Source organism: Terrisphaera buseokensis, from assembly GCF_047521145.2.
In the GTDB taxonomy this organism is placed as follows: domain Bacteria; phylum Verrucomicrobiota; class Verrucomicrobiia; order Opitutales; family Opitutaceae; genus ER46.
Genome location: NZ_CM134186.1, coordinates 4,329,746 through 4,352,557, shown reverse-complemented (window position 1 = coordinate 4,352,557; position 22,812 = coordinate 4,329,746). Strand labels below are relative to the sequence as shown.

Genomic DNA, 22,812 nt, shown 5'->3' with positions numbered 1-22,812 from the left:
GAAGGAAGGCGAACGGTAGGTTCGCGGCACACTCATGCCTTCGTTGTTGCTTCGGATTCATCGCGCCTGGATTGCGGTAGGGCTTCTTGCGCTGGCCTACCTTACACCGGCTGCGGCCGCGACGCCAGGCGTGGCGGCGGTTCGTGCCCCGGCCGGCGCACCCAATGTGATTGTGATCATGTGGGACGACGTCGGCTTTGCGCAGTTCGGTTGTTATGGCGCACCGTTGCACACGCCGCACGTCGACCGGCTGGCGGCGCACGGGCTGCGCTACACGGATTTTCATACAGCGCCGGTGTGTTCGCCGACGCGGGCCGCGCTGCTGACCGGCCGGAATCCCCACGCGGTTGGGATGGCGACGATCACGGAATTCGCCAACGGCCAGCCCAACAGCCGCGGCGGCCTGCGTCGGGAGGCAGGCACGCTGGCCGAGTACCTGCGCGCGGGCGGTTACAGCACCTATGCGGTCGGCAAATGGCACCTGACGCCGATGGCGGACATGAACCCGGCGGCCTCGAGTGATCATTGGCCGACGGGACGCGGCTTCGACCATTACTATGGCTTCATCAGCGGCGACACCAACCAGTGGTCGCCGGAACTTTACCAGGATCGCGAGCGGATCAAGACCGCGGCCGTGCGGGCGGACGGATCGGCCTATCATCTCGACGCCGATCTCACGGACCGCGCGATCGCCTACATCGCCGGCCAGTCAGCGAGCCAGTCGGCGAACCCCTATTTCCTTTATCTGGCCTACGGGGCCGGGCACGCGCCCCACCACGTGCCCGCGGATTATCTCGCCCGCTGGCGTGGAAAATTCGATCGCGGGTGGGACGTGGCCCGCGAGGAAACGCTCGCGCGGCAGAAAGCGCTGGGCCTGGTTCCGGCCGACACCGTGCTGCCGCCGCGCAATCCGGGCGTGAAGGCGTGGGCCGATCTGCTGCCCGACGAACGCCGCCTCTATGCCCGCTACTACGAAACGTTCGCGGCGTTCATGGAATATACCGACGCGCAGCTGGGGCGGCTCCTCGATCATCTCGAGGCGTCCGGCGAACTCGACCGCACCCTGATCGTGCTGGCGTCGGACAACGGCGCCAGCCCCGAGGGTGGGCCGGAAGGCATGTGGAGCGAAGTGCGGCTGTTCACGACCAACTCGTTCGACCGCTGGGCCGACGGTTTCGCGCGGATTGACGAACTGGGTTCGGACCTGACCTTTCCCACGTATCCCATGGGCTGGACGATGGCCGGCAGCACGCCGTTCCGACGGCACAAGGGCACGGCACACATGGGCGGAACGCGCGTGCCGCTCGTGATGCATTGGCCCGAGCGGATTCGCGACGCCGGGGGCGTGCGGCCGCAGTTTCACGGCGTGATCGACCTTCTGCCCACGATTCTCGAGGCCGCGGGAACTCCGGCGCCCGCGGTGCTCGACGGCCGCGTCCAGCAGCGAATTGACGGCGTCAGCATGGCGTACACCTGGGCCGGCGCGCCGGCGCCGTCGCATCGGAAAACTCAATACGTCGAGATCCACGGGCACCGGGCGATTTATCACGACGGATGGAAGGCCGTCACCTTTCACGCGCCGAACCAGCCGTTTGATCAGGATACGTGGGAGCTCTATGATCGATCCTCGGATTTCAACGAGACGCACGATCTCGCGCTGACGCGGCCCGAGAAGCTGGCGGAGTTGAAGGCGGTCTGGGAACGCGAGGCGCGGCTGCATGAGGTGTATCCGCTCGACGACCGGCGAGCCGAGCGGGAGTTGGTGCGCCCCGACGACGCTCCGCAGCGAGGGACGCACTTCACGTTCTTGCCGCCCGCGAGCGGCATCCACAAGGGCGCGGCGCCGGAATTTCGGGGCCGGGCGTGGACCCTCACGGCGCGGGTCGATGGCGCGACGGCGTCGGCGGACGGCGTGCTGGCCGCCAATGGCGGGCGGTTTGCCGGCTGGTCGCTTTTCCTCAAGGCGGGCCGGCCGTACTTCCATTACAACTACGGCGGCATCGAACGCACGACCGTCGCGCCGGAGGCGGCGTGGACGGGAGCGGTGAAGGAAAGCGTCGCGGTGGCGTTCGAACCGACGCCGGACGGCGGGGCGGCGGTGAGCGTCACGGTCGACGGCCGCGTTGTGGGCCGGAGCCGGATTCCGCGGGTGATGGCAATCATCTCGCACGAGAGCCTCGATTTTGGCTGCGACCTCTACACGCCGGTGTCCGAGGAGTATGTGGCGCCGGCGACGTTGCGCGGGGCGAGCCTGCGCCGCGTCACGATCGAAGCCGCGCCGTTTCCCGCCCAAGTGCGAGGGCGTTAACGTGCGCTGGCGGCGGCCCGCGCCGGAAGGCGGCGTGGCCGATTTCTAGGCGTCAGCGGTCGGTCCAGCCGCGCAATCGACGCGTGAGGGTGGCCAACGGGTGCGCAGAGCGCAGGACGGCGGGCTGGTATGCTGCGGATCGCCACTCCCGGCGGTGAAACGTCGCGGGGATGGTGCCGGTTGCGGCAGCGTCTCGACTGACGCGGGATGATAGCCCCGCCGGGGTGCAATTCCCCGAGCTGCCTACACCGGTGCGCTGTTCTCGCCCGAATGCCATTAACCGTCGCCATGACCTACACGCAGATTGCCGGAATTCTTCCCGCGGTGGTTTTTCCCGCGGCGACGCTGGTTCAGCTCGTGCGCATGGTGCGCGCCCATTCCGCCGCCGGCGTGTGCGTGGCGACGTGGGTGCTGTTCGGTTTCGCGAACCTGGCGATCTACATCTACGCGGAGCGCTACACCGAGTGGCAGGCGATCGTCGGGATGCTGGTCACCGCGATGCTCGACTTCCTGATCGTCGGGCTGGCGTTGCTGCGTTATCCGCGCCGGCAACCAGCGGTCGCGGTTTGAACTGGTAGGCGAGGGAGCCAGACAAGTCATCCTTTGCGGGTGGACGCGGGGAGCGTCCGGGGGGCTCGGGCCACTCGCTGGCGCTCGTAGCCACGACGGAACGTGTGGTCCGGGTGCATGGGCATACGTGGGACGCGTCGACCGGGCGCAGGCATGGACGGTTCGCGTGCGGCCGCCGGGTGACGTGAAATCACACGAAAGGCGCAGAGTCGGACTTGCCCCCGCTGCCCGCGGCAAGCTCCCTCTCTCTCATACACACACTCTCTCCGTCACCGTTTCGCCCGCTCTCGTTCGCTCTCTCTCCTTTCATCCGTTCATGGTCGCGCGCCGTCCCGCCTTCTTTCTCCTTCCGGTCATCTATCTCGGGTTCATCAGCCTGGGCTTGCCGGACGGCACGCTGGGCGTCGCGTGGCCGGCGATTTATCCGGAGCTGGGGCTGCCGATTGGTTTGGTGGGAACGATCACGATTGTGGTGACGCTGTTGTCGGGCGCGGCCGGATTCTCGAGCGGGCGCATCATCGCGCGCTTTCAAACCGGTCCCGTCGTCATGGTGAGTTGCGCGCTCACGGGTTCGGCGTTGCTGCTCGTGGCGCACGCGCCCGGCCTCGCGTGGTTGGTGATCGCCGCAGTGCCGCTCGGCTTGGGCGCGGGCGCGGTAGACGCCGGGTTGAACGGTTTTGTCGCGCGCCATTACAGCGGCCGGCACATGAACTGGCTGCACGCCTGCTGGGGCCTCGGAGCGACATGCGGTCCGCTGGTGATGGGGCAGGCGGTGATTTCGGCGGCTGGCTGGCGCGGCGGATATCTGCTGCTGGGAGCCGTGCAGCTGACGCTCGCGTTGCTTTTTCTGCTGACGCTGCGGCTGTGGGCATCGGTGCCCGAACGAGCCACGCCTGCGACGGACAAGGAAACGTCGCTATCGGCGGGTATCCTCGCCGCGGATTCGACGGCTGGCTGGCTTTCGCCCGCGATCTTCGCGCTATATGCCGGGCTTGAAGCGACGACGGGCTTGTGGGTGGCGTCGATTCTGATGGTGGGCCGCGGCTTCAGCCCCGGCGTCGCCGCGCTCTGCACGGCCGGCTTCTATGGAGCGATCACGGGCGGCCGAATCCTCGTCGGTTTCGTGGTGGATCGCTGGGGCAATCGAACGCTGGTGAGCATCGGTGCCATGGCCGCGCTCGTGGGGGCGGGACTTTTTGTCGTCGCAACGTCAACGCTCACCGTGGCCGTGGCGTTGGTGGTGCTGGGCCTGGGACTCGCGCCGGTGTATCCGTGTCTCATGCACGAAGTGCCGCGCCGCTTCGCCGCGAATGCGGCGCAGACGGTGATCGGCCGGCAGTCGGGAGCCGCGAATCTCGGGGTCGCGATCATCCCTGCCGCCGCCGGTTGGCTCGCGCAGCGGCACATTGAGTCAATTCCCTGGGTGGTGGTCGCGGGCGCGCTCGGCTTGATTGTTTCCATTCGCTGGCTCGATCGATTGTCGGGAGGAGCGAGTCCCGCGCCCGCGGCAGTGGAGTGAAGGCAGCCCGCCCCGGGGCGCATCTCGAGACACATCCCGGGAGCGCAGGCCTCCGGCCTGCAACTCAGGAGGTTCGAGACGAGGCAGGCGGGACGCCTGCGCTCCCGGGGCCGCGCAGGTAGCGCACGACGTCTTCCGCCGCATACTGATCGCTCGCATCGGAGACAAAACGCGCCACGTCCGTCACTTCGTTGCCGGCGGTCACCAAGACGGGTTCGGGTGTGCCGTGGCGCACCTGGCCGTATCCGACTGTGGCGGCGAGGCCGTTGCAGAGGCATTTGCGGCCGACGGTTTCAAGCGCGTTGCCGCCTTTGCGCTCGAAGTCGGCCACGGGCTCGGCGGCGCAACGGTAGCCGACGCTGCCGTCGTCCTTGCGGTAGGGCTGGCGCAGATACCCGAGGTCGCAGATGCGGTCGCGGGCGGCAAAACAGTCCGTCTCTGCCAGCGTGCCGGGCAGTTGCACGACCTTGAACGGAAAGCCGGTGGGCGAGGCCGCAGGATCGGTGAAGACGCGGACGGTGCCGCGCCGGCTCGCGTTGATCACGTCGGCCTTCACCCGGTCCGTCATGCCGGACTCGCGACAAAATGCGAACGCCGTGCCGACCTGAATCCCGTTGGCGCCGATCGCGCGGGCCTCGGCGAGTTTCTCCGGCCGGGCCTGCGCTCCCGCCAGCCAGAAGGGCAGACCGATCGCGCGGATTTTTTCGAGATCAGGAATGTCGCGCGGGCCATACAAGGGTTCGCCCTGGTCCGTCAGCTGCAACGGGCCCCGCGGCGGCGCGTTATGGCCGCCGGCAGTGTCGCCCTCGACGATGAAACCATCGACGCGCCCGTTCGATTTCTTCGCGAGGGTCAGCGCGAGGGTGGCCGAGGACACGATCGCGATAAAATGCGGCCGGTGGAGTGCGCGTCCGGGCGTCAGTCCGTGGTTCTGCGGATCGAGCCGAAGAATGAACTCTTCGCCGGGCCGGGCACCGTCGACGTCGATCTTCAACTCCGCCGCTTCTCCCGCCGCAAAGCGATCGAGCACGCCGGGAATCCCGCGCGGAATGCCCGCGCCCATCAGCACATAGTCGACGCCCGCCAGCATCGCGCCGAGGAGCGAGGGAAGGGTGGCGAGTTGGACTTTCTCGAGGAGATTGATCCCGATCCGCCCGGAATGACCTTCCTTCGCGAGAAACACTTCGACGAAGTTCGCCGCGATCGTCAGTTCGGTCAGGAACGGGTTCGGATCGAGCGTCGGCATCGGCACCGCCGCATACGCCGCGTCCGGGGCTTTGCCGCCGGGAATGAAATACCGTCCTAGGATCCGCTCAGCCACCCCTAGCACGGGCAGGTGAGAAAGCGCCCGGCGAACATCTCCGTGCGGGTCGCCGTCTGCCAGCCGGCGGGCCAGGATAACCGCGAGGAGCGTGCCCGAGATCACGCCCAGCTCGCCGAGTTGCGACACGGCGCGAGCGAGCCGCCAATTGGAAACGGCGACGCCCATGCCGCCTTGGATGATGACCGGATGTACCATGAATAATGCGCTGGCCCCGATCGTGGGACCGACTTACGGGCAAAGAAAGTACCATGCGCGCCCCGGGAATTGTATTAGGCCGCGGCGGCGGCCGAGCGGCGCGTCGGGAACTTATGTCCGCAGCAAATTATGCGGGAACAGGTCTGCGCTGGTCAGACGCTGACTCTACCGCCTTTTCGCGCGTCGACCTTGGTCACTTCGCGCGCAACGCGAGACCGTACGGATGCAGCGTGCCGGTCATCACGCCCTGCGCGACGCACGGATCGCCCAGCATGAACTCCCGCGCCGCCGCTTCGTCCGCGGCTGAAAACACGACGAGGCCGAAGGTCTTTGCCAAGGGTTCCTCGGTCCGACCTGCGAGCACCACTTGCCCGGTGGCGACGGCGGCCTGCAGGCGCTTGAAATGCTGGCCAACAGCGGACTTGTCGGCGTCGGTCCAGCTCTTCTCGTCGTGGAGTCGTGGCACCAGCCGCAGCACGATGAGGAAATGCTTCGTGGGCGGCTGCGGCGCCGACGAAGGCGCTGGCGCGGGCGTGTTGTCTGCAGCCGACCCCGCGACGGTGGAAAGCGAGACGAGCGCGAGCAGGCAGGCGAGGAGTCGGGCCGTGGTCATGGGCAGGAGATGTTCACCGTATCGGGATGGCTTGGACGGCCGGTGGTTCGGAGTGGGCTTCACCGGCGGGGTTGCAGCGATCAAGTCACCCGGGCTCGAGGCGTCGACCCTGAAACACCGCGGCCCGTGGCGCAGGATGGTTTGCCGGCGAACCGTGCCCGACCTCGGCTCGCTCGGATTTCCCGGACCGCAGGTGGAGGAACTCCGCCGTCGTGCGGCAGTCGCAGGACAACCACCCCATGAGGATGCTCCTGCTGATTTCCATGCTCGCCTCGGTGGTGAGCCGCGGAGCCGACGAAAACGCCCTTACGGTGCGGCAGAAGCTCCAGGCTAGGATTAAGGAGTCGTTGCCGCCTTCACCGCTGCCGCAGCCGTCGACGGAGCCGAAAGAGTCGGTCGCCCCGGCGGTCCTGATGAAGCCGGTGGTGGTTTCAGATTCGAAGCTCCTGCGTGCCGTCACGGAAACGCTCGAGCGCGCCGAACAGGATCGACAGGAGGAACGGTTCACGCCGGTGAACGGAGGAAAAATCTCCAGCGTCGGTCCCCTGCAACTCGGCAGCTGGTGGTCTCCCGGCGAAGGTTGGACGTTTCTGCGGCTCAACCAAAGCCGGACGCTGCGCCAAACCGAGGCCGCAGAAGCGAAAATGAAGGAGTTCCAGGAGTTGGCGAACTTCCGCGAGAAGGTCACACCGTAGTCGGTCTGGTTATTCCGCATGAGAGGGAGAGGGAACTGGAGCGGCCGCTGGGACGATGCGAGCACAGGTGCGGACGCGGTCACTCTGCGGAGACGCGGAGGACTCCCTTCATCAAGGCGGCATGAGGCGGCGCGGAGCGCCGCCTCAGAAATCAAAACTGTTCGTCAGCAGAAACACGCGCGGCTCGGGGTACTGGAAGACCACGGGCGCGCCGTTGGAGGAGAGTCCGCTCTGTGCGATCAGCTTGTCGTCATCGAGGAGATTGCGGACATTGAGCGACACGTTCCAGCGGACCCGCTTGTTGAAGAGCGCCATCGAGTAGCCGAGCACTGCGTCGGTATTCACTGTGGCGCCGCCCATGATCGGCTTGGCGACATCGGCAAGGGTGATGCTGGACCCGGCCGGGAAAAGTCCCGGGACACCCAGAATCGGATCGTTGGCGAGGTCGGCGACGTTGATCGTCTTGTCGCGGTATCCAAGGATGCGATCGCCCCGATAGCGCGCGCTGCCGCCGAAGCGAACGCCCTTCAGCGGCCCACTTTGGATGCGATACGAACTGGTAAGATTGCCGCGCCACTCGACTTCCTGGTTGTTGGCCTGACCTTCGCTCTCGCGCAGGAAGGCCCAGCCGAGCGCGGCGCTGCGCATGTAGGCGAGCAGCGTTTCGTTGGCATTGGTGCCGGCATTGAAGTGCAGCTGCGTCGGTCCGGTGCCGCCGGCGCGCTGCGGGGCGGCTGTATCGTTGGCCGCCGCGAGCCAGTCTTTCAGGCGGTAGCCGATCACGCCGAACCAGTCGGCGGCGATGCGGGCGCTGCGCGTGTTGTTCTTGGCGAGGCTCGCGCTCACGCTCCAACCGCGCGTGGGATTCGCGATGAGCCGGTACTCGAGGCCCTTCGCAATGCGGTCCGACGAGTTGTTGTATTTGAGCGAGAAGGCCGTGCCCGCGGCGCCTTCGCTGGGCCAACTGAGGACATCCTCCTGCAGGTAGCGAATCGGGCTCGCGGCATCGATGCCGGTGTTGGTACCGCCCAGCACGGGCGCACCCGTCGCCGCGGATTCGTAGCGGCCGCCTGACTTCACCAGGTTGTAGTTCTGCACGGATTTCTCGATGTGGATCGCGGTCCAGCGAATGTCGGCCCGATCCATGCCGGAATTGCCGCCGGCGGCCGTGGGATTGGGCACGGTGATCGCGCCGCCTGAGACGCCGAGGTAGATGGACTCGTAGGCGTTGACGCGCAGCACGAGCTTGTTCTCGAGGAACCGGAGTGAGAGCCCGTACTCGCGCGTCGTGCCGTCGTCGAGCTGCGCCTCGGCTCCGTTCGGCGACTTGCGCGTGAAGTCCGCGACGAACGCCGAGGACGATTCGGTGTAGTGGAGGCTCGGAATCGCATTGCGGCCCAGCGGATGAAGCACGACGCCCTTCATCCTCGACGTGACGCTGTACTCGGTCGGCGCCTCGAGGGAGTCGAACTCGCCGCCGCGGCTCAGCATTGCATCCCAGGGTTCGAACCCCGCGTTGCCGACGGCTTGCCCGTTGCTGGGAAAGACGATCGCGGCCCCGTTGCGGACGGGCTCCTCATACTTGCCGGTCGCGGCGTTGTAGCGGCGCGGCAGCCGGCTGGTGGCGCCGCCCTGGCCGACCCACGGTGCGAAGGAGGCGTCCGAAAAGCGCTCGCCGATGGTGAGGTTCAGGCGGCCCTGGAGGAAACTGCTCTGGAGGCCCCACTGCAGGGCGTCTTCCTTCTTCTTGCCATTCGAAGTTGCGACCTGCGCGCCGTACGGGTTGCTCATGCCGGAGTTGACGACGACATCGCGACCGACGGAGTCCTTGCCGATCACGCGCGTCTCGGAGTCCCAGAGATTGAACGGGGCCTGCAGTTCAAACTGACCCCTTCCGCTGTTGTTCTGCGGCGTGTCGAGGTAGAAGCGGGTCCGGAGTCGGCGGGTGTTGCGCACCGCGTCGTTGGCGGCGTTGGTCCCGGCCGGATAAGTGATCCCATCGAAGGTGTTGTCGGAGATGATGCGGGTGTTGTTGTTGTTCTGCTGCACGCGCATGTTCACGCCGCCGGTGTACATGACGGCACCCTGGTGAGAACCCAGCCAGCGCCAGAAACCTCCACGCTTTTCCAGATCCTGGGCAAAGGCGACCTGCAGTCGCTGTTCCGAGCGATGGTTGCGCCACATGCTCCCGGTGATGTCGTCCTCGACGTAGTAACGGCCGAGATTCGGATTGGGGGTGGCGCCATCGGGGAGAAACCGGTTCAGATCGACCCGGAGATCGGTGTTGTTGCCGGAGAGAAAGCTCAGGGAGCGGGTGTCGAAGACCTCGCGGTTGTAGCCGCCCTCGATGTAGATGTCGCGCCACGGATTCACCTCGAAGACAAAGCCGTGGATGCTGCTGCGCCAGCGCCGTTGCATGGCGTTTCCAACCACGCTGCGATCGAGCGGATAAATGGAGGGATCGACGATGCTCGGGTCCTGGGTGCCGTCCAACGGACGACTCGACGTGACGGTGTTGGTCCAGTTGCGGATCGAGGTCGGCTGCGTGCCATCGACGTTGAAGACGACGGTGCCGGCGGATGCGACATTGTTGAATCGCTCGGCGGAGCGCGCGAGGTCAGCTCCCTGGGCGTTGAACGCCGTCGTGAATTGGGCCGCCGTGCTCGTGGGCGTGAGGCCGGCGTTGTTGAAGGTGGGGCGCGTCGAGGTCGCGAGCCACGGACTCACGCGATCGGCCACGAGCGTGTTCGCGGCGTTGCGCTGCCGCGACTCGTATTTCTCGAGCCACCCGCGCACCGCGAGTCGCTTGATTGGTTGGAGCAGCAGGGACGCGAAGAACCGGTCCGTCTTCGAACCGACGCCTTCGCGGTAGTCGCGCTCGTCAGCACGAAGGCCGGCCACCCGCAAGCCGAGCACGTTGCGGATGAGCGGTTGGCTTAGATTCAACGACGCACGCAGGCTGCCGTTCGAGTCGGCCCGGATCGTGGTATTGCCGGAGAATTTTCTCAGGTCCGGCCGGTCGAAGGCGACGTCATTGGTGCCGCCCGCGAACCCGGCGCCGAACAGGATCGCGTTGGAACCGGAGACGAGGGTGAAGCGCTTGCCGGTATTATAGGTATCCAGGGGAACGTTCGTCTCGAAAAAATCGTGTGTGTTGTTCGAGCGACTGAGGCCGCGGGTGCGACTGCCATAGGCGGAGGAGAAAACGCTGTTGGTGTTGGGGTCCGTGCCCGGCGAAAAGTTCTCGTCGTTCGACTCGATGTTCATCGAGTAGCGCAACGCCTCGTCGAGCGTGAGTGCGCCGATGTCGTCGAGGAACTCGGACGTCATCACATCGATTTGCGACGCCACGTCGCGCAGTTCGCTCTTGAGGCGCGTGCCGCCCAGGGTGCTCGTGGCGGCGTAGCCGGTGTCGGAGCTGGCGTTGACGGAAAACGGACTGAGCACGATCGCATCCTGCTTCGGGTCGGCGGCGGAGGTCACCGCCGGAGTCACGGGCGCGACCTGGGCGCTGCCGGGAGAGGTGACGAGGCCCAGCATGAGGAGCAGGGTCGGCCACGAACGGACACGGGCGGTTGATCTGTCGGAGGTGGGGATTGAGGCGGTCATGGGGCGGGTGGGGGTAATGAACGCGTTGCCGTAAACGCTGCGGGCGGGGATTTTTAAAACTGACGGTGCCGACTGTCATAGCTGAAGAGCGGTTGGCCGAGATAATTTTGGCTCCACTCGCACAGAAGCGCAGGCGCGCACGGGGCACCCTGCCTGCACCGCATCTCGGAGCTGCGGGGATAAAAAGCGCCAGGATAACCCAGGGTAACCCCAGGACGGACGTAGGATGACAGATTGCTCTGCCGCCGCGGTCGCCCGGTCACTTGTTGGTCGAACGCGATGGGGGCGCAGCTCTGAACTCGACGGCTTCGGACTGGAAGAGCGTCACCTTGTCGTCCGCATCGAATTCGTACCGTCCGAGCAGACGCGCCTGCGTGAACTCGAAGATATACCGGTAACTGCGGAGTGGGGGCTCGGCCCGATTCTCGACCAAGGTGAGGGAAACCAGGGAGCCGAGCTGCTTGAGATCGGCGTGAATTGATTTCTGCGCCGGCCCGATCGCCTTTTGCCAGAACGGCGGCGCGTAATCCGTTTCCCGCATGGCGCCCGCGGCAGCGTGCTCGATCAGCTGGCGCGCCCGGGCGGTCACTGCGGGCTTGGTGTCCGCCACGGGCTGAAATTCATCCAGGAAGAAACGCTTCATCGCGTTGAGCAGCGGACGCGGCGCGGTGCCCAGCTGCTCACGAATACGTCCCATGTCGTAGTAGTGGCCGCCCTTCGCCAGCTCGGTGGCGAGATTGAGTGTCACGGACTCGTTCGCCCGCGGGTCCGGAAACAGGACGATCCCGCCTGATTTCAGATCGAACACATTGGAATACTTGGTGCCGCCCGCCCCGGGCTGAACGCAGGCGCGAAGAATCGCGGACGCTGAGGCCACGGTGGAGGGTGGCGATTTCGCCAGCTCCAGGTCGAGCTGGCGACGGGCCCAGCCAAACCCGCGCGAACCGGAGTGGCGCATGAAATGGATTTTCCCGTCGCGCGCGCCAATGATCACGGATGCGCCGGTGCGGTCGGCGATTATGATCCGGGAGCGACGGAAATCGGGCTCCAGGTGGGTTTGGTAAAACGTGATCGCCTCCTCGATCGTCGAACACGATTCCAGCATGCGTTCACTCGGGTTGCCGCGGACCGTTTTCAATCCGAGCGCGGGCTCGTAGTTCTCCTCGAAACCCGAGACCCAATCAAAGGCCAGCCCCTTCTCATTGCAGCCGCCCTGGGCCCACCCGTTGTCGAACCCGACGTACGCACACCCCAGGTGATCGGCCCCGCGCGGTACAAACCAGAGCCGGGTCGACGGGTTGAACCAATCCTCGTTGTTGCAGAACAGCGTGTGGTTCTCGTCCGTGAGGACGAAGATGGTGCAAGCTCGTCCGGGCGCCGCGGTCCACAGCAGTAGAACGAGCAGAAGGCGTGTCAGGTGCATGAGTGATCTGCGTGCAGAACCCTGAAGATCCTCCCGAGTTGCACGCTGCCCGCAAGATTGGAGCGTGATGCCGCGGCTTGCGGTGCGCCCCGAACGCAGCGAGAAACTCGGCTTCCCCATGAAACGACTCCACTTCTGTCTGCTCAGTGCCGGGCTTGCCCTCGGTGTTCTGTCTGCCGTCGGCGCCGCCGATGCGACCGCAACGAAGAAAGCCCCCGCCAAACGCGCGCCCGATCCCTCGCTTGCCCCCGTCAGCGATGTGGCCGGCCTGCCCCGCGTGCTGCTGCTCGGCGATTCGATTTCCATGGGTTACACCGTGCCGGTGCGCACCCGTCTCGCCGGACTGGCCAACGTGCACCGGCCGCCGGAGAACTGCGGTGATACTGCCCGTGGCGTCGCGTCGTTGAACAAGTGGATCGGTGACGGCAAGTGGCACGTCATCCATTTCAACTTCGGCCTGCACGACCTGAAATACCTCGACGACAAGGGCGCGCTCGCGGCGCCGGACAAGGGGAAACAGGTCGCTTCGCTCGCCGTGTACGAACAAAACCTGCGGGCCATCGTCGCGCGCTTGAAGGCGACGGGCGCGAAACTGATCTACGCCACGACCACGCCGGTGCCGGGCGGTTCGCTCGGACGCATCGAACACGACGAGCGGCGATACAACGAGGTGGCGGTGCGGGTTATGCGCGAAAACGGCGTGGCCATTGACGACCTGCATGCGTTCGTGGCCGCGCGGCAGGCGGCACTCCAGCGGCCCAATAATGTGCACTTCACGCCCGAAGGCTCCGCGCAACTGGCAGACGTCGTGGTGGCTGCGATCAAGCCTGTGCTGCCGCCGGCGCGCTGATCGCAATCGTGCAGTGCTTTTGGTTTTAAACGCGGAAAGCACAGATTGCGCCGATTGGTTTGGCATCCGCGCGATCCGTGCAATCCGCGGTTAACGAGGGAGGGTCGTCCGTCAGTCGCGACGTTCGGGTGGTTGCCGTCGTGCGCGCGCCTCGAAGTGCAGGCGCGCGACCTGCCACATGTAGGTCGGACCGTTTTCCGCGGAGCGGGCCCAGCGATTCGCGACGGCCTCGCGTAGCAACGCGAGCGCCAGGTCCGAGTGGCCCAGCCGGGCCTCGTGGAGTCCGGCATAGTAGTGCGCGAAAAACATGACCTGAGGATTTGTCAGCAACTCGCGCGCCTTGAGGTCGGCGAAGAACTCCGCGGTGGTCGTCGATCCGGCTGCGAGTGCATAGAGTCCGGGAAACGGCTCCCGGTCGAAGCGGGTGTAGCGGAGCATCGCGGCGCGGGCCCGGTCCGCGCCGGCCACCTCGACGTCGCAGAAAAACTTCCAAAGCCCGTTCTCACGATCCCCGCCGTCGTACGCGTGGTACTTTTCAAACTGCTTCGAGGCCGCGGCAAACTTTCCACTGAAATAGTAGGCGATCCCGAGCCGCCAGTGCGGCGCCTCCTGGGTCGGGTCGAGCGCGATCATCCTCTCGAAGTCGGTCACCGCCGCGGCCGCGTTGCCCAGAAAAAGCTGCCGGTCTCCGCGGCGCGAATACACCGCGACGTCACGCGGCGATCGCGCCGCCGCCGTCTCCAGGGCCGCGAGCTCGGTGCGATACGCCGCGAGCATTGCGTCCCGTTCAGCCGCCGGGAGCGGCGGCTCGGCGGCGAGAACGGTACGCTCCGGTGTGCCGATGAAGCGGACCTGCCGCACGCGCCAGCCCTGCTCCGTCCGCACCCAGGCGTGTTGCTCGCGATAACGCAGTCGCAGGCGCGTGACGACGGCGGTGTCCGCCGAACGCTCCGCGCGCACCATCGTCTGGGTGATCGTGACGTCCGCCGTCGCGGAATCGGTAAAAGCGATGCGGTCGACCGTGGTGTCGAGCGACTCGATGGCGACGACCCGGGCAAACAAGGCCTCGGTGCGCGCGATGAAGCCGGCGCGATCGAAACTGACCCCGTCGGGCCCGGTGAACGTCCAGTCGGGCGTGCTGTCTTTCACGATCCCGGCGGCCGAACGTTCGAGAATGGCGGTGCGAATTCCGGCGATAGCCGCGCGGATCTCGGGTTCCGCGGCGTCGGCCCCGCGCGCGGCGACGACGGCCAGGGCGGCCAGCAGCGAAAGGACGGCGAACCGGCATGGCACTTGGAGACCGGGGAACACGCGGGGCGACATGGCGGGGCGGAATCGTGAGCCGCCGGCGCGCCGGACCCGAGCACAATCGGGAGGCTCGTCTCGCCGTCGGGCGGACGCTTTTCGGCTCGTTTCCAGGCCGGGATCGATCCAGCGTTTTCACGCCGCGCGATTACCCCCGCGTGTCTCCACGTCCAGCCGTTCCCCCACTGATTTCATTGCGGTGCCGATCACGGTCGCAGCGGCGACCACCGGCCATTCTCCCCTCGAGCCTCAGCGCCCGGAAAGTGTCACCATGACTCCTCCCGCCTCGCAGCCTCTGGTCCTGAAGATCCTCATCACGGTCGTGGCCACGGCGGCGATCGTGTTCAAGGCGGTGTATCCGGCATGGGACGTCGACGCCGTGACGCTCGGTCTCTTCGTCATCGCGATTCTGCCCTGGCTCGCGCCGCTGATCAAATCCGTCGAGCTCCCGGGCGGTTTGAAAGTGGAGCTGCAGGACATCAAGGAGGCGGTCGAGAAAACGAAGGGCACGGCGGAGAGTGCGCGGCAACGCGCGGAGTTCGCCGTGATTCAGGCGGAGGCAACGTCGACGCGTCCGATCGAGCCTGTGCCCGCCGCCGCGCCGGCGCCGGTGCGCCAGGAGGTGGCGGCCGCGCTCGTAGCGGACTACAACCGCGTCCGGGCGGAGCTACCCTCGGGCCAGCCGCGCACGCAGCGGATGACGGAAATCGTGACGAAGATGATCGACGCCGCTCACCGGGATCCCGCGTGGAACGTCCGGGAATTTCTCGCGCACGCGGATCGCGGATGGCGGCTGATGGCGTATGCGTTTGCCTACGCCCGGCCCGATTTCGCGCTGTTCAATCCACTCGTGGCGAGTGCCTGCACCTTCACCGACGATAACCAGCCTTTCGGGCAGTACTGGAGCATTCTCGCGATCGAACGCGTGCTCGGCGTGCGCGGCAAGGCCCCGGTGTCCCGGCCGGACGCGGAGCAGCTCGAGGCGTTTTACCGCTGGCTGACGCCCGGCACTGACCGCAGCGAGGAAATGCGCCGGGTGATGGCGATGGTGCGCGGGGGCAAGCAGCCATGATCTTTCAACGCATCCTCAAAGGCATCGTCGGCGTGACCGCAGCCGACGCGCGGCGCCGGTTGAACGGGAGTGGCCTCGAGTGCAACTGGTGGCGGGCCGTCGATCCGCTGCCGGAGTCTGAAGTGCCCGGCCGGCTCATTCCCGAGAATCTTCGCCTGCATTTGAGTTCATACGATCAAGTCGATCCCGCGACCGGCCAACCCTTCGGCCTGCTGACGCCGTTCATCTCGACCACGGCCGGAACGGTCGAGCGCGATCCCTACGTGGCGCAGAACACCCTGTTCTCGGCGTTCGTGACGGCCCTGGCGTTTGCGACGGAGGGATTCCGCACGGACGGCGCGGTGTACTTCGGCTACGTCAATGTGCTCGGCCGTCCGGCGGTGGGCCTGCGCGAGTTCGCGGAGGAGACGCGCGATTTGCACCAGTGGCACGACTATCAGCCGTATCACCCCGAGGGGGAGATTGTCGCCAAGATCCAGATACCCGCGGCGCACCTGGAAAAGGCGGAGGGTTATAATGGACCGGCGGCTCTCGCCGATTTCCGCCGCCGGCGCCTGCCACGGCCGGCCTGGCAGGAGTTGAACCAGAGCTGCTACGTGCGGCCCGAGGACGTGTGCAACATCCGCGACGCCCTGACCTGATGAGCACGCGTATTTGCGAGTGGCTGCAGTTGGATCGCGACCGGGTACTGGCTCAGGCCACGGCGTATCAAGGCTTGGCCTACGCCAGGGAGCCGCTGGCCGCAGGAACGGGGGAGGGCGGCGCGTTTGAAGCAGAACCCGGCGACGAAGGTCAGGCGTGGGAACATGTGCGGTCGCTGGAGCCCGGTAAGAGCCCCGTGGGCGCACACTATCTCAAAGTCGCGGCAGCGTACTTGAGCGCGGCGGCGCCGCGAGAGGCCGGGCGTGCTTTCGCGGCCGCGGCCAGGTGGGCGCAGCGGCAGGCGGAACTAGCCAGCGACGACCAGCGTGACGCCGGAGCGCGTCGTTTGAGCTGGTTGCGGCAGGCGGTCCTGATGGACGCGTGTCGGGCGACGCCCGGGATTGAAGATCCGATGGCCATCCTTGGCGTGGAAATCGAGCAGCTGGCTCCCTCGGCGGTGGGGAAACTGCTTGCAGTCTCCTTGCGGCATCTGACGTTGCGCCGGGCAAGCGCGGCTGAGGTGGAACGGGCGATCGCCACCCTGTTGGCGGCCGGCCGCACGAAGGAGCACGCACTGACCGGAGTCCTGCAGCTACCGCTCGGCTTCGCGCTGCGGTTGGGCCGGATGATGATGGAAGACCGGCACGGTGCGACGCGGCCGGCGCTGGTGTCATGGACCCTCGAGTTTGCCGGTCGGCTCGCCGAACGCGTGGCGATCGCGCAGGCGAGTCAACGCCATTGGCGCGCGTTGTACTCGCGGCTACTGCCGATCGAGCCGGAGGCGTTGCTGGTGGTGGCGGCGTGGCGTGATTTTGCCCGCGGTACATTCTCGCCGGAGGGCATGGCGGAACTGTTGCAGCATCAGCCGCCCGTCCTGCAGGCCTATGTCGAAGCGGCCCGGTTGATTTTTGACGCGGACGCCGGCCCGGACCAGGGCGAGCCGGAGGAGGTACCGATCGGACCGGGCGGCGGCAGGGTCGGAGCCTGAAGCGTCCGGTTCCGCGCCAACGAACGATTTCCGCCGCGTCGCGGCGAGAGCCAGATTCTGGTTGCGCGCCTCCCGGCTTGTCGTCGGCCTTGAGTGCATGGGCGCCAAGTATCTACCGACGATCAAAGATCAGAAAGCCAATCTCCGGTTTCAGCAGAAGCAGAATCCGTTGCGGAAGTTCAAGAAAGCCAATCCCGTTTCCGGCAAGAAAGGGAAGGGCAAGTAAACGCCCGCGGCCGGCGGCCGGGGCTTGGCCTCAGCCAACGGACTCATGCAGTTGAAGGTTGAAAGGTGAAAGTTGAAAGAACCGGAAGCAGTCCCAACCACCGTCGATTGGGTTCGAATTCAGTCACGCACCAGTCGGTGGAACCCTGCCCGCACTTTAGGAACGTTGGCTGCTGCTGGTGATAGGGGGCTTTCAACCTTCAACTTTCACCTTTCAACTGAAGGATTCCGTCTCAGCCCTTCTTCACGAAGCAGGCTTTAAGCGCCATCGCGCTGCCCTCGATCTTGCAGTCGATCTCGTGGTCGCCGTCGACGATCCGGATGTTCTTCACCTTGGTGCCCTGCTTGAGGACGCCGGATGAGCCGCGCAGTTTGAGATCCTTGATTAACGTGACGGTATCGCCGTCAACCAGCGCGTTCCCGTGGGCATCCTTCACGACGCGCGCCGCTTCGGGCGCGGCTTCCTTGGGCCATTCGTGGCCGCAGGTGGCGCATTCCCAGTGATCCGGGTGGCTGAGCACGTCTTCGAGCGTGCAGGCAGGGCAGGAGGGTTTGGTCATGGAGGGGAAGAGTGGAGCGCGCCGCTCGAGGCGGTGCAATCCCGCTGTCGTGGGAGCGTTCACCGTGGCATCGCTTGATCCCCGCGTTCGCGCCGGCTGCACCGGATCTGATCTTGATGCCGGCGGCGTCGGCGACAGCGTGGTTTCCACCCCTATGACGACCCCGACTGTCTCCGCCCCGTCCCTCAATCGCCGTGAGTTTCTGACGCGAGCCGGAGCGCTCGCCGCCGCGGCCAGTCTCGCGCCGACGGGCTTGTTGGCCGCCGCTGCACCCAAGGCGACCGCGGTGACGACTCCCGCCAAAGCGTCGTACGAGATCGGCGTATTGGAAAAGTGGTTCTTCGATGGCGGGAATGGCGGGCCGCTGAAGTACACGCCGGACGAGATGGCGCAGACGCTGGCCGAGATCGGCCTCGACCTCGAACTGACGCTGCGGAAGCAGGGACACATCACGCCGGAGAAAGCGCCGGATGAGTTGCCCGTGATGGCGGCGGCACTCGCGCGAAAGAACCGGCGCATTCTCTGGGTGGCGCTCGACACCGTGCGCCCCGACGAGCCGCATTGGGAAAAGGCGATCCGCGTGGCGAAGCAACTCGGCATCCCGCAATACCGGCATCGAGGTTTCAGCTACACGTCCGGCCGGCCGCTCAAGGCGCAGATCGCGGATTTTCACAGCATGGCGAAGGACTTTGCCGCGGTGAACAAGGCCGTCGGGATTCAAGCCGTTTATCAGATCCATGCCGGCGCGCGCAGTGCGGGCAGTGCGGCGTGGGATCTCGATCTCATCCTGGGCGACATCGATCCGAAACACTTCGGCGTGGCCTTCGATACGCGTCACGTGATGGTGGAGCAGGGTCAGTCCTGGCCGAATGCCGTGCAACTCCTCGCGCCGCGGACCGTGGCGCTGTGCGTGAAGAGCTTCAAGTGGGACGGCGACCAGACCGTCGAGGTGCCGTTGGGCGAGGGGCGGGTGAAAAAGGCGATCGTCGATCAGGTGATCGCGGCGCACGGCGGTCCGCTGCCGATCTGCATTCATGTCGAACACTTCAAGGACGCCGCCGGAAAACTGGCGCCCGTGCCGTTTGCGCAGCGTGCGCGGATCGTGGAGGCGATTCGCGCCGATGCGCGCGTGCTGCGCGGCTGGCTGGGCCTGCCGCAGAGTTGAACGGAGCGCTGTCGTCACTGCGTCGGGTCACCCTCAATCCCATTTCCCATGGCCAATCCCTTCGTTCACGTCGAACTCAGCACCACCAGCGTCCCGAAGGCGAAGGCCTTTTACTCGAAGCTGTTCAAATGGAAGCTCGCGGATCTGCCGATGGCGACGCCGGGCGGCAAGTACACCGCCATTCAGGTCGGCGATGGCACGGGCGGCGGCATGATGAAACAGATGATCCCCGGCGCGGGATCGGCGTGGATGCCGTACGTCCTCGTGACCGACATCGACGCGGCGACGAAGAAGGCGAATAAACTCGGCGGCAAAATCATGAAGCCCGTGACGGAGGTGGAAGGGATGGGCTGGCTGAGCATCATTGAAGATCCTACAGGCGCGATCATCGGCCTGTGGGAACCGCAGGACGAGTAAGGGTGCGGCGGCGTACGCGCCGACGGTTGCGATCGAAAGGCTTGAAAGCCGTGGGGCGCAGGTTCCTCCTCCGGGTACCCCGTTACTCCACCCCAAGCGAAACCCCTCGCTTCTTCACGCCAGCGTCACCCGGCGGTCACGGCTCCGTCACACGGCGTTGGCATGATGAAATTGGTCCGTTCAACCGTCATGCCCTCCCTGCCCATGTGCGATTTGCCCACGCGTTCTGCCCGCCTTGTTCCTGCCACCGCCCGCCGCGCGCTCGGTGCCGGATTCTTCCTGCTGCCTCTGCTCACGCTGACGGCGGCTGAATCCGTGGTGACGCCCGCGGCCGCCGCTAACGCCGCGAAAGGACCGACGAAAGAGGAAGTCGTCGCGCTCCAGAGCTTCGTGGTCACGGGATCGAACATCAAACGCCTCGACATGGAGAAGATCGTGCCGGTGACCGTGCTGGGCTTCGAGGCGATGACCGCCCGCAATGCCTTCACGCCGGTCGACATGCTGACCTCGTTGCCGCAATTGACCAGCCTGCCCGAAAACGAAACCCGCACCGGGTCCTCGGGCGCGCGCGGCGACAACGCCAACATCAATCTCCGCAACCTCGGCGCGACGGGCACGCTGATCCTGATCAACGGCCGCCGCATGGCGGTGAACCCGATGACCGCGGGCCTTTCACAGGCGGTGAACGTGAACCAGCTGCCCACGCAGGGCGTCGAACGCGTCGAGGTGCTGCGCGACGGCGCGTCCGCGATCTATGGATCCGACGCCGTCGGCGGCGTCGTGAATTACGTGATGCGGCGGGATTTTCGCGGCGCGGAAGCGACGCTCCGTTACGGTGTCCCCGAGGGCAAGGGCGGCCAGTACAGCCAGGCCTCGTTCACCTTCGGCCAGCCCTTTGCTTCGGGGCGCGGGCGGATTCTCGGGACGGTGGAGTATTTGTATCGTGAAGCGATTTATCTGCGGGACCGGGAGTTTTCCGCGTCGTCGAACGTCACGTCCCGGGTGCCCGCGCCCTTCAACGCGCTCGGCGGCGCGTTCGACGCCCGCACGCCGCGCGGCCGTTATCCGACGTTCCTCGTCGGCACGAGCACGGCGAACAACTACTTCCGGATCGTGAACGGCGCGCCCGCGCTCACCACCGTGGCTCCGACGCGGCCGGCCAATCCGGAGTTCTATCTCGATCTCAATGAACTCAGCATGGCCCAGCCGCGGGCCAACCGCTTCAACTCGTTTTTCTCGGCTGAATTCGATCTCACCAAGGAAATCACGGCATTTGCGGATCTGTCCTACTACAAGTCGAAGTCGACGATGGTGCGCCAGCCACTCGCGTTGAACGCGCCCACGACCGATCAGCTGGCCGTGCTCGCCATCGGCAATCCCTACAATCCGTATGGCTCGCGCTTCTACGACGCGGCCGGCGCGCCGAACGCCGACGGCACGCCGCGTCTGACCGGGGCGCCCCGCACGGTGAGCCTGGTGTCGCTGACGCTGCAGGACCTGCCGGTGGAGGAGATCAAGACCGATGCGAACGTCGTGCGCATCACCGCCGGCCTGAAGGGGAAGATCGCCGACAGCTGGACCTGGGAAGTGGCGGGTTTCTACAACCGGGCGCGCGGTGACGATGCGGCGAACAACGATGTGCGCGAGAGCCTGTTTCAGCAGACCCTTCAGCGGACCGACGCCTCGGCGTATAACCCGTTTGGTTACACGTTCCGGGTGCAGGGCAACGCGGTGGTGGCCGACCAGCCCTACAAGAATCCCGCGTCCGTGGTCTCGGCTTTCGCAAAGACGTTTGCGCGCAACGCCCAGAGCTACATCGCGAGTGCCGACGCCCGCGCCACCGGCCGGTTGTTCACGCTGTGGAGCGGCGAGGTTCGGGCGGCCGTTGGCGCCGAACACCGCGCAGAGGATCTCAAGGACCTGCGGCCTCCGTTCAGCGGTGAGAATCCCGCGGGCTCCGGCCTCGATCCGTTGAACAACGATTTCCTGCTGCACCCGCCCCGGCCCGACGTCCGCGGCGATCGCAAGGTGACGAGCTACTACGCCGAGGTGGTGGTGCCCCTCGTGAGCCCGAAGAACCGGATTCCGTTCGCGCAGACGCTCGAGCTGACGGCGTCGGGCCGGCGCGAGCATTACAGCGATTTCGGCGACACCACGAAGCCCAAGTTCGGCGTCAACTGGCGTCCGGTCCAGCAGGTCATGGTGCGCGGCTCGTACAACGAGGGCTTCATGGCGCCCAGCCTCGCGGCGCTCTACACCAGTCCGCGCTGGAGCATCACCGCGGGCGCGGGCGACATCGACATTTACCGCAATCCGGTGACGAACGAGGGTCCTTACGTGCAGCGGAATTATTTTGGCGGCAACGCGTCGTTGAAAGCGTCCGAGTCGAAGGGCAAGACGGCCGGCGTCGTGATCGATGTTCCCGGCGTGAAGGGTCTCAGCATTACGGCCGACTACTGGCAGATTCGGCGGGTCAACCTGCTCGGGCAGCGGAGTTCGGCGCAGGTGTTCGCGAGCGATACCGCGCTGCTGCAAACCTACGTGAAGGAACAGATCGCCGCGGGCCGTCCCGTGGGTTCGATCGATCTCGGCAGCGGCACGAGCGCCTACAAGGGCGATCAGGACATCGTCCGCCTCGCGCCCACCGCGGCGGATATCGCCGCCTTCGCTGCGTACAACGCCGCGAATCCCGGCAACCCGCAGGCCGTCGCCGGGCGGATCTTTTCCAACAACACGCCGTTCCTCAATCTCGCGAGCAGCCACGACGAGGGCGTCGACCTCGGCCTGAGCTACGTGCTGCCGAAGTTGAGGATCGGATACGTGACGCTCAACTCCGACTGGTCGTACCTGACCAAGTCGCGCACCACGACGCTGCCGACGAACGTGGCGCCGATCACGACCGACAACGTCAATGTGAACGGCGCGGCGCGCTGGCGCGGCACCAGCACGGTGGCGTGGCGCAACGGCAGCTGGTCCGGCTCGTTGGGCGCCTACTATGCGGGCGCCACGCAGGATTCCGGCGCGACCACGACCCAGGCGGTCTACGATTCGCTGGGCCAGCCGGCCTACATCGCGCGGCACTTCACCGAGGGGCGCTTCGTGTACCGTTACCGCATGCACGATTCGATCACCTTCAACACCTCGGTCGGCTATCGCTTCGGCGCCGAAGCGCGCTGGTGGTTGCGGCAGACGCGGGTCCGGCTGGGCGTCGTCAATCTTGCGGACGCGACGCCGCCCGTGGCGTCAGGCCAGTTCGGATACAGCCCGTCGGTCACCGGCTCTCTGGCCGTCGGCCGCACCTGGACGCTCGAGCTGACGCGGGCGTTTTGAGT

General features: G+C 66.1%; 18 protein-coding genes. 12 read left to right on the top strand and 6 right to left on the bottom strand.

Features of this window, described 5'->3' with window-relative positions:
- Positions 1–34 precede the first annotated feature (34 nt).
- From ACLJEU_RS16325 to ACLJEU_RS16315, 3 genes are all read left to right on the top strand, one after another.
- The gene (locus ACLJEU_RS16325; protein ID WP_414660451.1) at positions 35–2,308 is read left to right on the top strand and encodes an arylsulfatase; all 2,274 of its coding nucleotides are present in this window, start codon (positions 35–37) and stop codon (positions 2,306–2,308) included.
- Between the two features lie 270 nt (positions 2,309–2,578).
- A complete protein-coding gene (locus tag ACLJEU_RS16320) occupies positions 2,579–2,878 on the top strand; it encodes a hypothetical protein (RefSeq protein WP_414660452.1) in 300 nt (99 codons plus the stop codon).
- Between the two features lie 316 nt (positions 2,879–3,194).
- Entirely contained in the window at positions 3,195–4,397 is a 1,203-nt protein-coding gene (locus ACLJEU_RS16315) for an MFS transporter (protein WP_414660453.1), read from the top strand.
- Between the two features lie 64 nt (positions 4,398–4,461).
- On the opposite strand, the gene ACLJEU_RS16310 is transcribed toward ACLJEU_RS16315, so the two are convergent.
- Both ACLJEU_RS16310 and ACLJEU_RS16305 read right to left on the bottom strand, forming a co-directional pair.
- Positions 4,462–5,916 carry a nitronate monooxygenase gene (locus ACLJEU_RS16310; protein WP_414660454.1) on the bottom strand — a complete coding sequence of 485 codons (1,455 nt, stop codon included), beginning with the start codon at positions 5,914–5,916 and terminating at the stop codon, positions 4,462–4,464.
- Positions 5,917–6,109: 193 nt separating this feature from the next.
- The gene (locus ACLJEU_RS16305; RefSeq protein WP_414660455.1) at positions 6,110–6,529 is read right to left on the bottom strand and encodes a YciI family protein; all 420 of its coding nucleotides are present in this window, start codon (positions 6,527–6,529) and stop codon (positions 6,110–6,112) included.
- Positions 6,530–6,768: 239 nt separating this feature from the next.
- On the opposite strand from ACLJEU_RS16305, the gene ACLJEU_RS16300 reads away from it, so the two are divergent.
- Positions 6,769–7,224 carry a hypothetical protein gene (locus ACLJEU_RS16300; RefSeq protein WP_414660456.1) on the top strand — a complete coding sequence of 152 codons (456 nt, stop codon included), beginning with the start codon at positions 6,769–6,771 and terminating at the stop codon, positions 7,222–7,224.
- A gap of 144 nt (positions 7,225–7,368) precedes the next feature.
- On the opposite strand, the gene ACLJEU_RS16295 is transcribed toward ACLJEU_RS16300, so the two are convergent.
- Together ACLJEU_RS16295 and ACLJEU_RS16290 are read right to left on the bottom strand one after the other, a co-directional pair.
- Entirely contained in the window at positions 7,369–10,833 is a 3,465-nt protein-coding gene (locus ACLJEU_RS16295; RefSeq protein ID WP_414660457.1) for a hypothetical protein, read from the bottom strand.
- A gap of 259 nt (positions 10,834–11,092) precedes the next feature.
- Complete coding sequence (locus tag ACLJEU_RS16290) at positions 11,093–12,256, bottom strand: hypothetical protein (protein ID WP_414660458.1); 1,164 nt, start codon at positions 12,254–12,256, stop codon at positions 11,093–11,095.
- A gap of 118 nt (positions 12,257–12,374) precedes the next feature.
- Between ACLJEU_RS16290 and ACLJEU_RS16285 the strand changes: the two genes are divergently transcribed.
- Positions 12,375–13,106: an SGNH/GDSL hydrolase family protein gene (locus tag ACLJEU_RS16285; protein WP_414660459.1), complete on the top strand. Its 732-nt coding sequence runs from the start codon at positions 12,375–12,377 to the stop codon at positions 13,104–13,106.
- A 111-nt stretch (positions 13,107–13,217) separates the two neighbouring features.
- Here the strand turns inward: ACLJEU_RS16285 and ACLJEU_RS16280 are convergent, their stop codons facing one another.
- On the bottom strand, positions 13,218–14,429 hold the full coding sequence (locus tag ACLJEU_RS16280; protein WP_414660460.1) for a DUF4440 domain-containing protein: 1,212 nt from the start codon (positions 14,427–14,429) through the stop codon (positions 13,218–13,220).
- A 253-nt stretch (positions 14,430–14,682) separates the two neighbouring features.
- Here ACLJEU_RS16280 and ACLJEU_RS16275 point away from each other — a divergent pair, with 253 nt between their 5' ends.
- The 4 genes from ACLJEU_RS16275 to ACLJEU_RS16260 all read left to right on the top strand — a co-directional run bounded on the left by ACLJEU_RS16275 (position 14,683) and on the right by ACLJEU_RS16260 (position 17,339).
- Positions 14,683–15,483: a hypothetical protein gene (locus ACLJEU_RS16275; RefSeq protein ID WP_414660461.1), complete on the top strand. Its 801-nt coding sequence runs from the start codon at positions 14,683–14,685 to the stop codon at positions 15,481–15,483.
- Positions 15,480–16,124, top strand: a complete 645-nt coding sequence (locus ACLJEU_RS16270) for a hypothetical protein (protein ID WP_414660462.1) — start codon at positions 15,480–15,482, stop codon at positions 16,122–16,124. The genes ACLJEU_RS16275 and ACLJEU_RS16270 overlap by 4 nt, the downstream gene beginning before the upstream one ends.
- Complete coding sequence (locus ACLJEU_RS16265) at positions 16,124–17,113, top strand: hypothetical protein (protein WP_414660463.1); 990 nt, start codon at positions 16,124–16,126, stop codon at positions 17,111–17,113. The genes ACLJEU_RS16270 and ACLJEU_RS16265 overlap by 1 nt, the downstream gene beginning before the upstream one ends.
- Before the next feature lie 97 nt (positions 17,114–17,210).
- Positions 17,211–17,339: a hypothetical protein gene (locus ACLJEU_RS16260; RefSeq protein WP_414660464.1), complete on the top strand. Its 129-nt coding sequence runs from the start codon at positions 17,211–17,213 to the stop codon at positions 17,337–17,339.
- Positions 17,340–17,571: 232 nt separating this feature from the next.
- Here the strand turns inward: ACLJEU_RS16260 and ACLJEU_RS16255 are convergent, their stop codons facing one another.
- A complete protein-coding gene (locus ACLJEU_RS16255; RefSeq protein ID WP_414660465.1) occupies positions 17,572–17,898 on the bottom strand; it encodes a zinc ribbon domain-containing protein YjdM in 327 nt (108 codons plus the stop codon).
- 154 nt (positions 17,899–18,052) lie between these two features.
- Here ACLJEU_RS16255 and ACLJEU_RS16250 point away from each other — a divergent pair, with 154 nt between their 5' ends.
- The 3 genes from ACLJEU_RS16250 (at position 18,053) to ACLJEU_RS16240 (ending at position 22,810) form a co-directional block, all read left to right on the top strand.
- Entirely contained in the window at positions 18,053–19,063 is a 1,011-nt protein-coding gene (locus ACLJEU_RS16250) for a sugar phosphate isomerase/epimerase family protein (RefSeq protein WP_414660466.1), read from the top strand.
- A gap of 48 nt (positions 19,064–19,111) precedes the next feature.
- Positions 19,112–19,480, top strand: coding sequence for a VOC family protein (locus ACLJEU_RS16245; protein WP_414660467.1), 369 nt, complete (start codon positions 19,112–19,114; stop codon positions 19,478–19,480).
- Positions 19,481–19,669: 189 nt separating this feature from the next.
- Positions 19,670–22,810 (top strand): TonB-dependent receptor plug domain-containing protein, encoded by a 3,141-nt coding sequence (locus ACLJEU_RS16240; protein WP_414660468.1) that lies wholly within the window; start codon positions 19,670–19,672, stop codon positions 22,808–22,810.
- Positions 22,811–22,812: the final 2 nt, after the last annotated feature.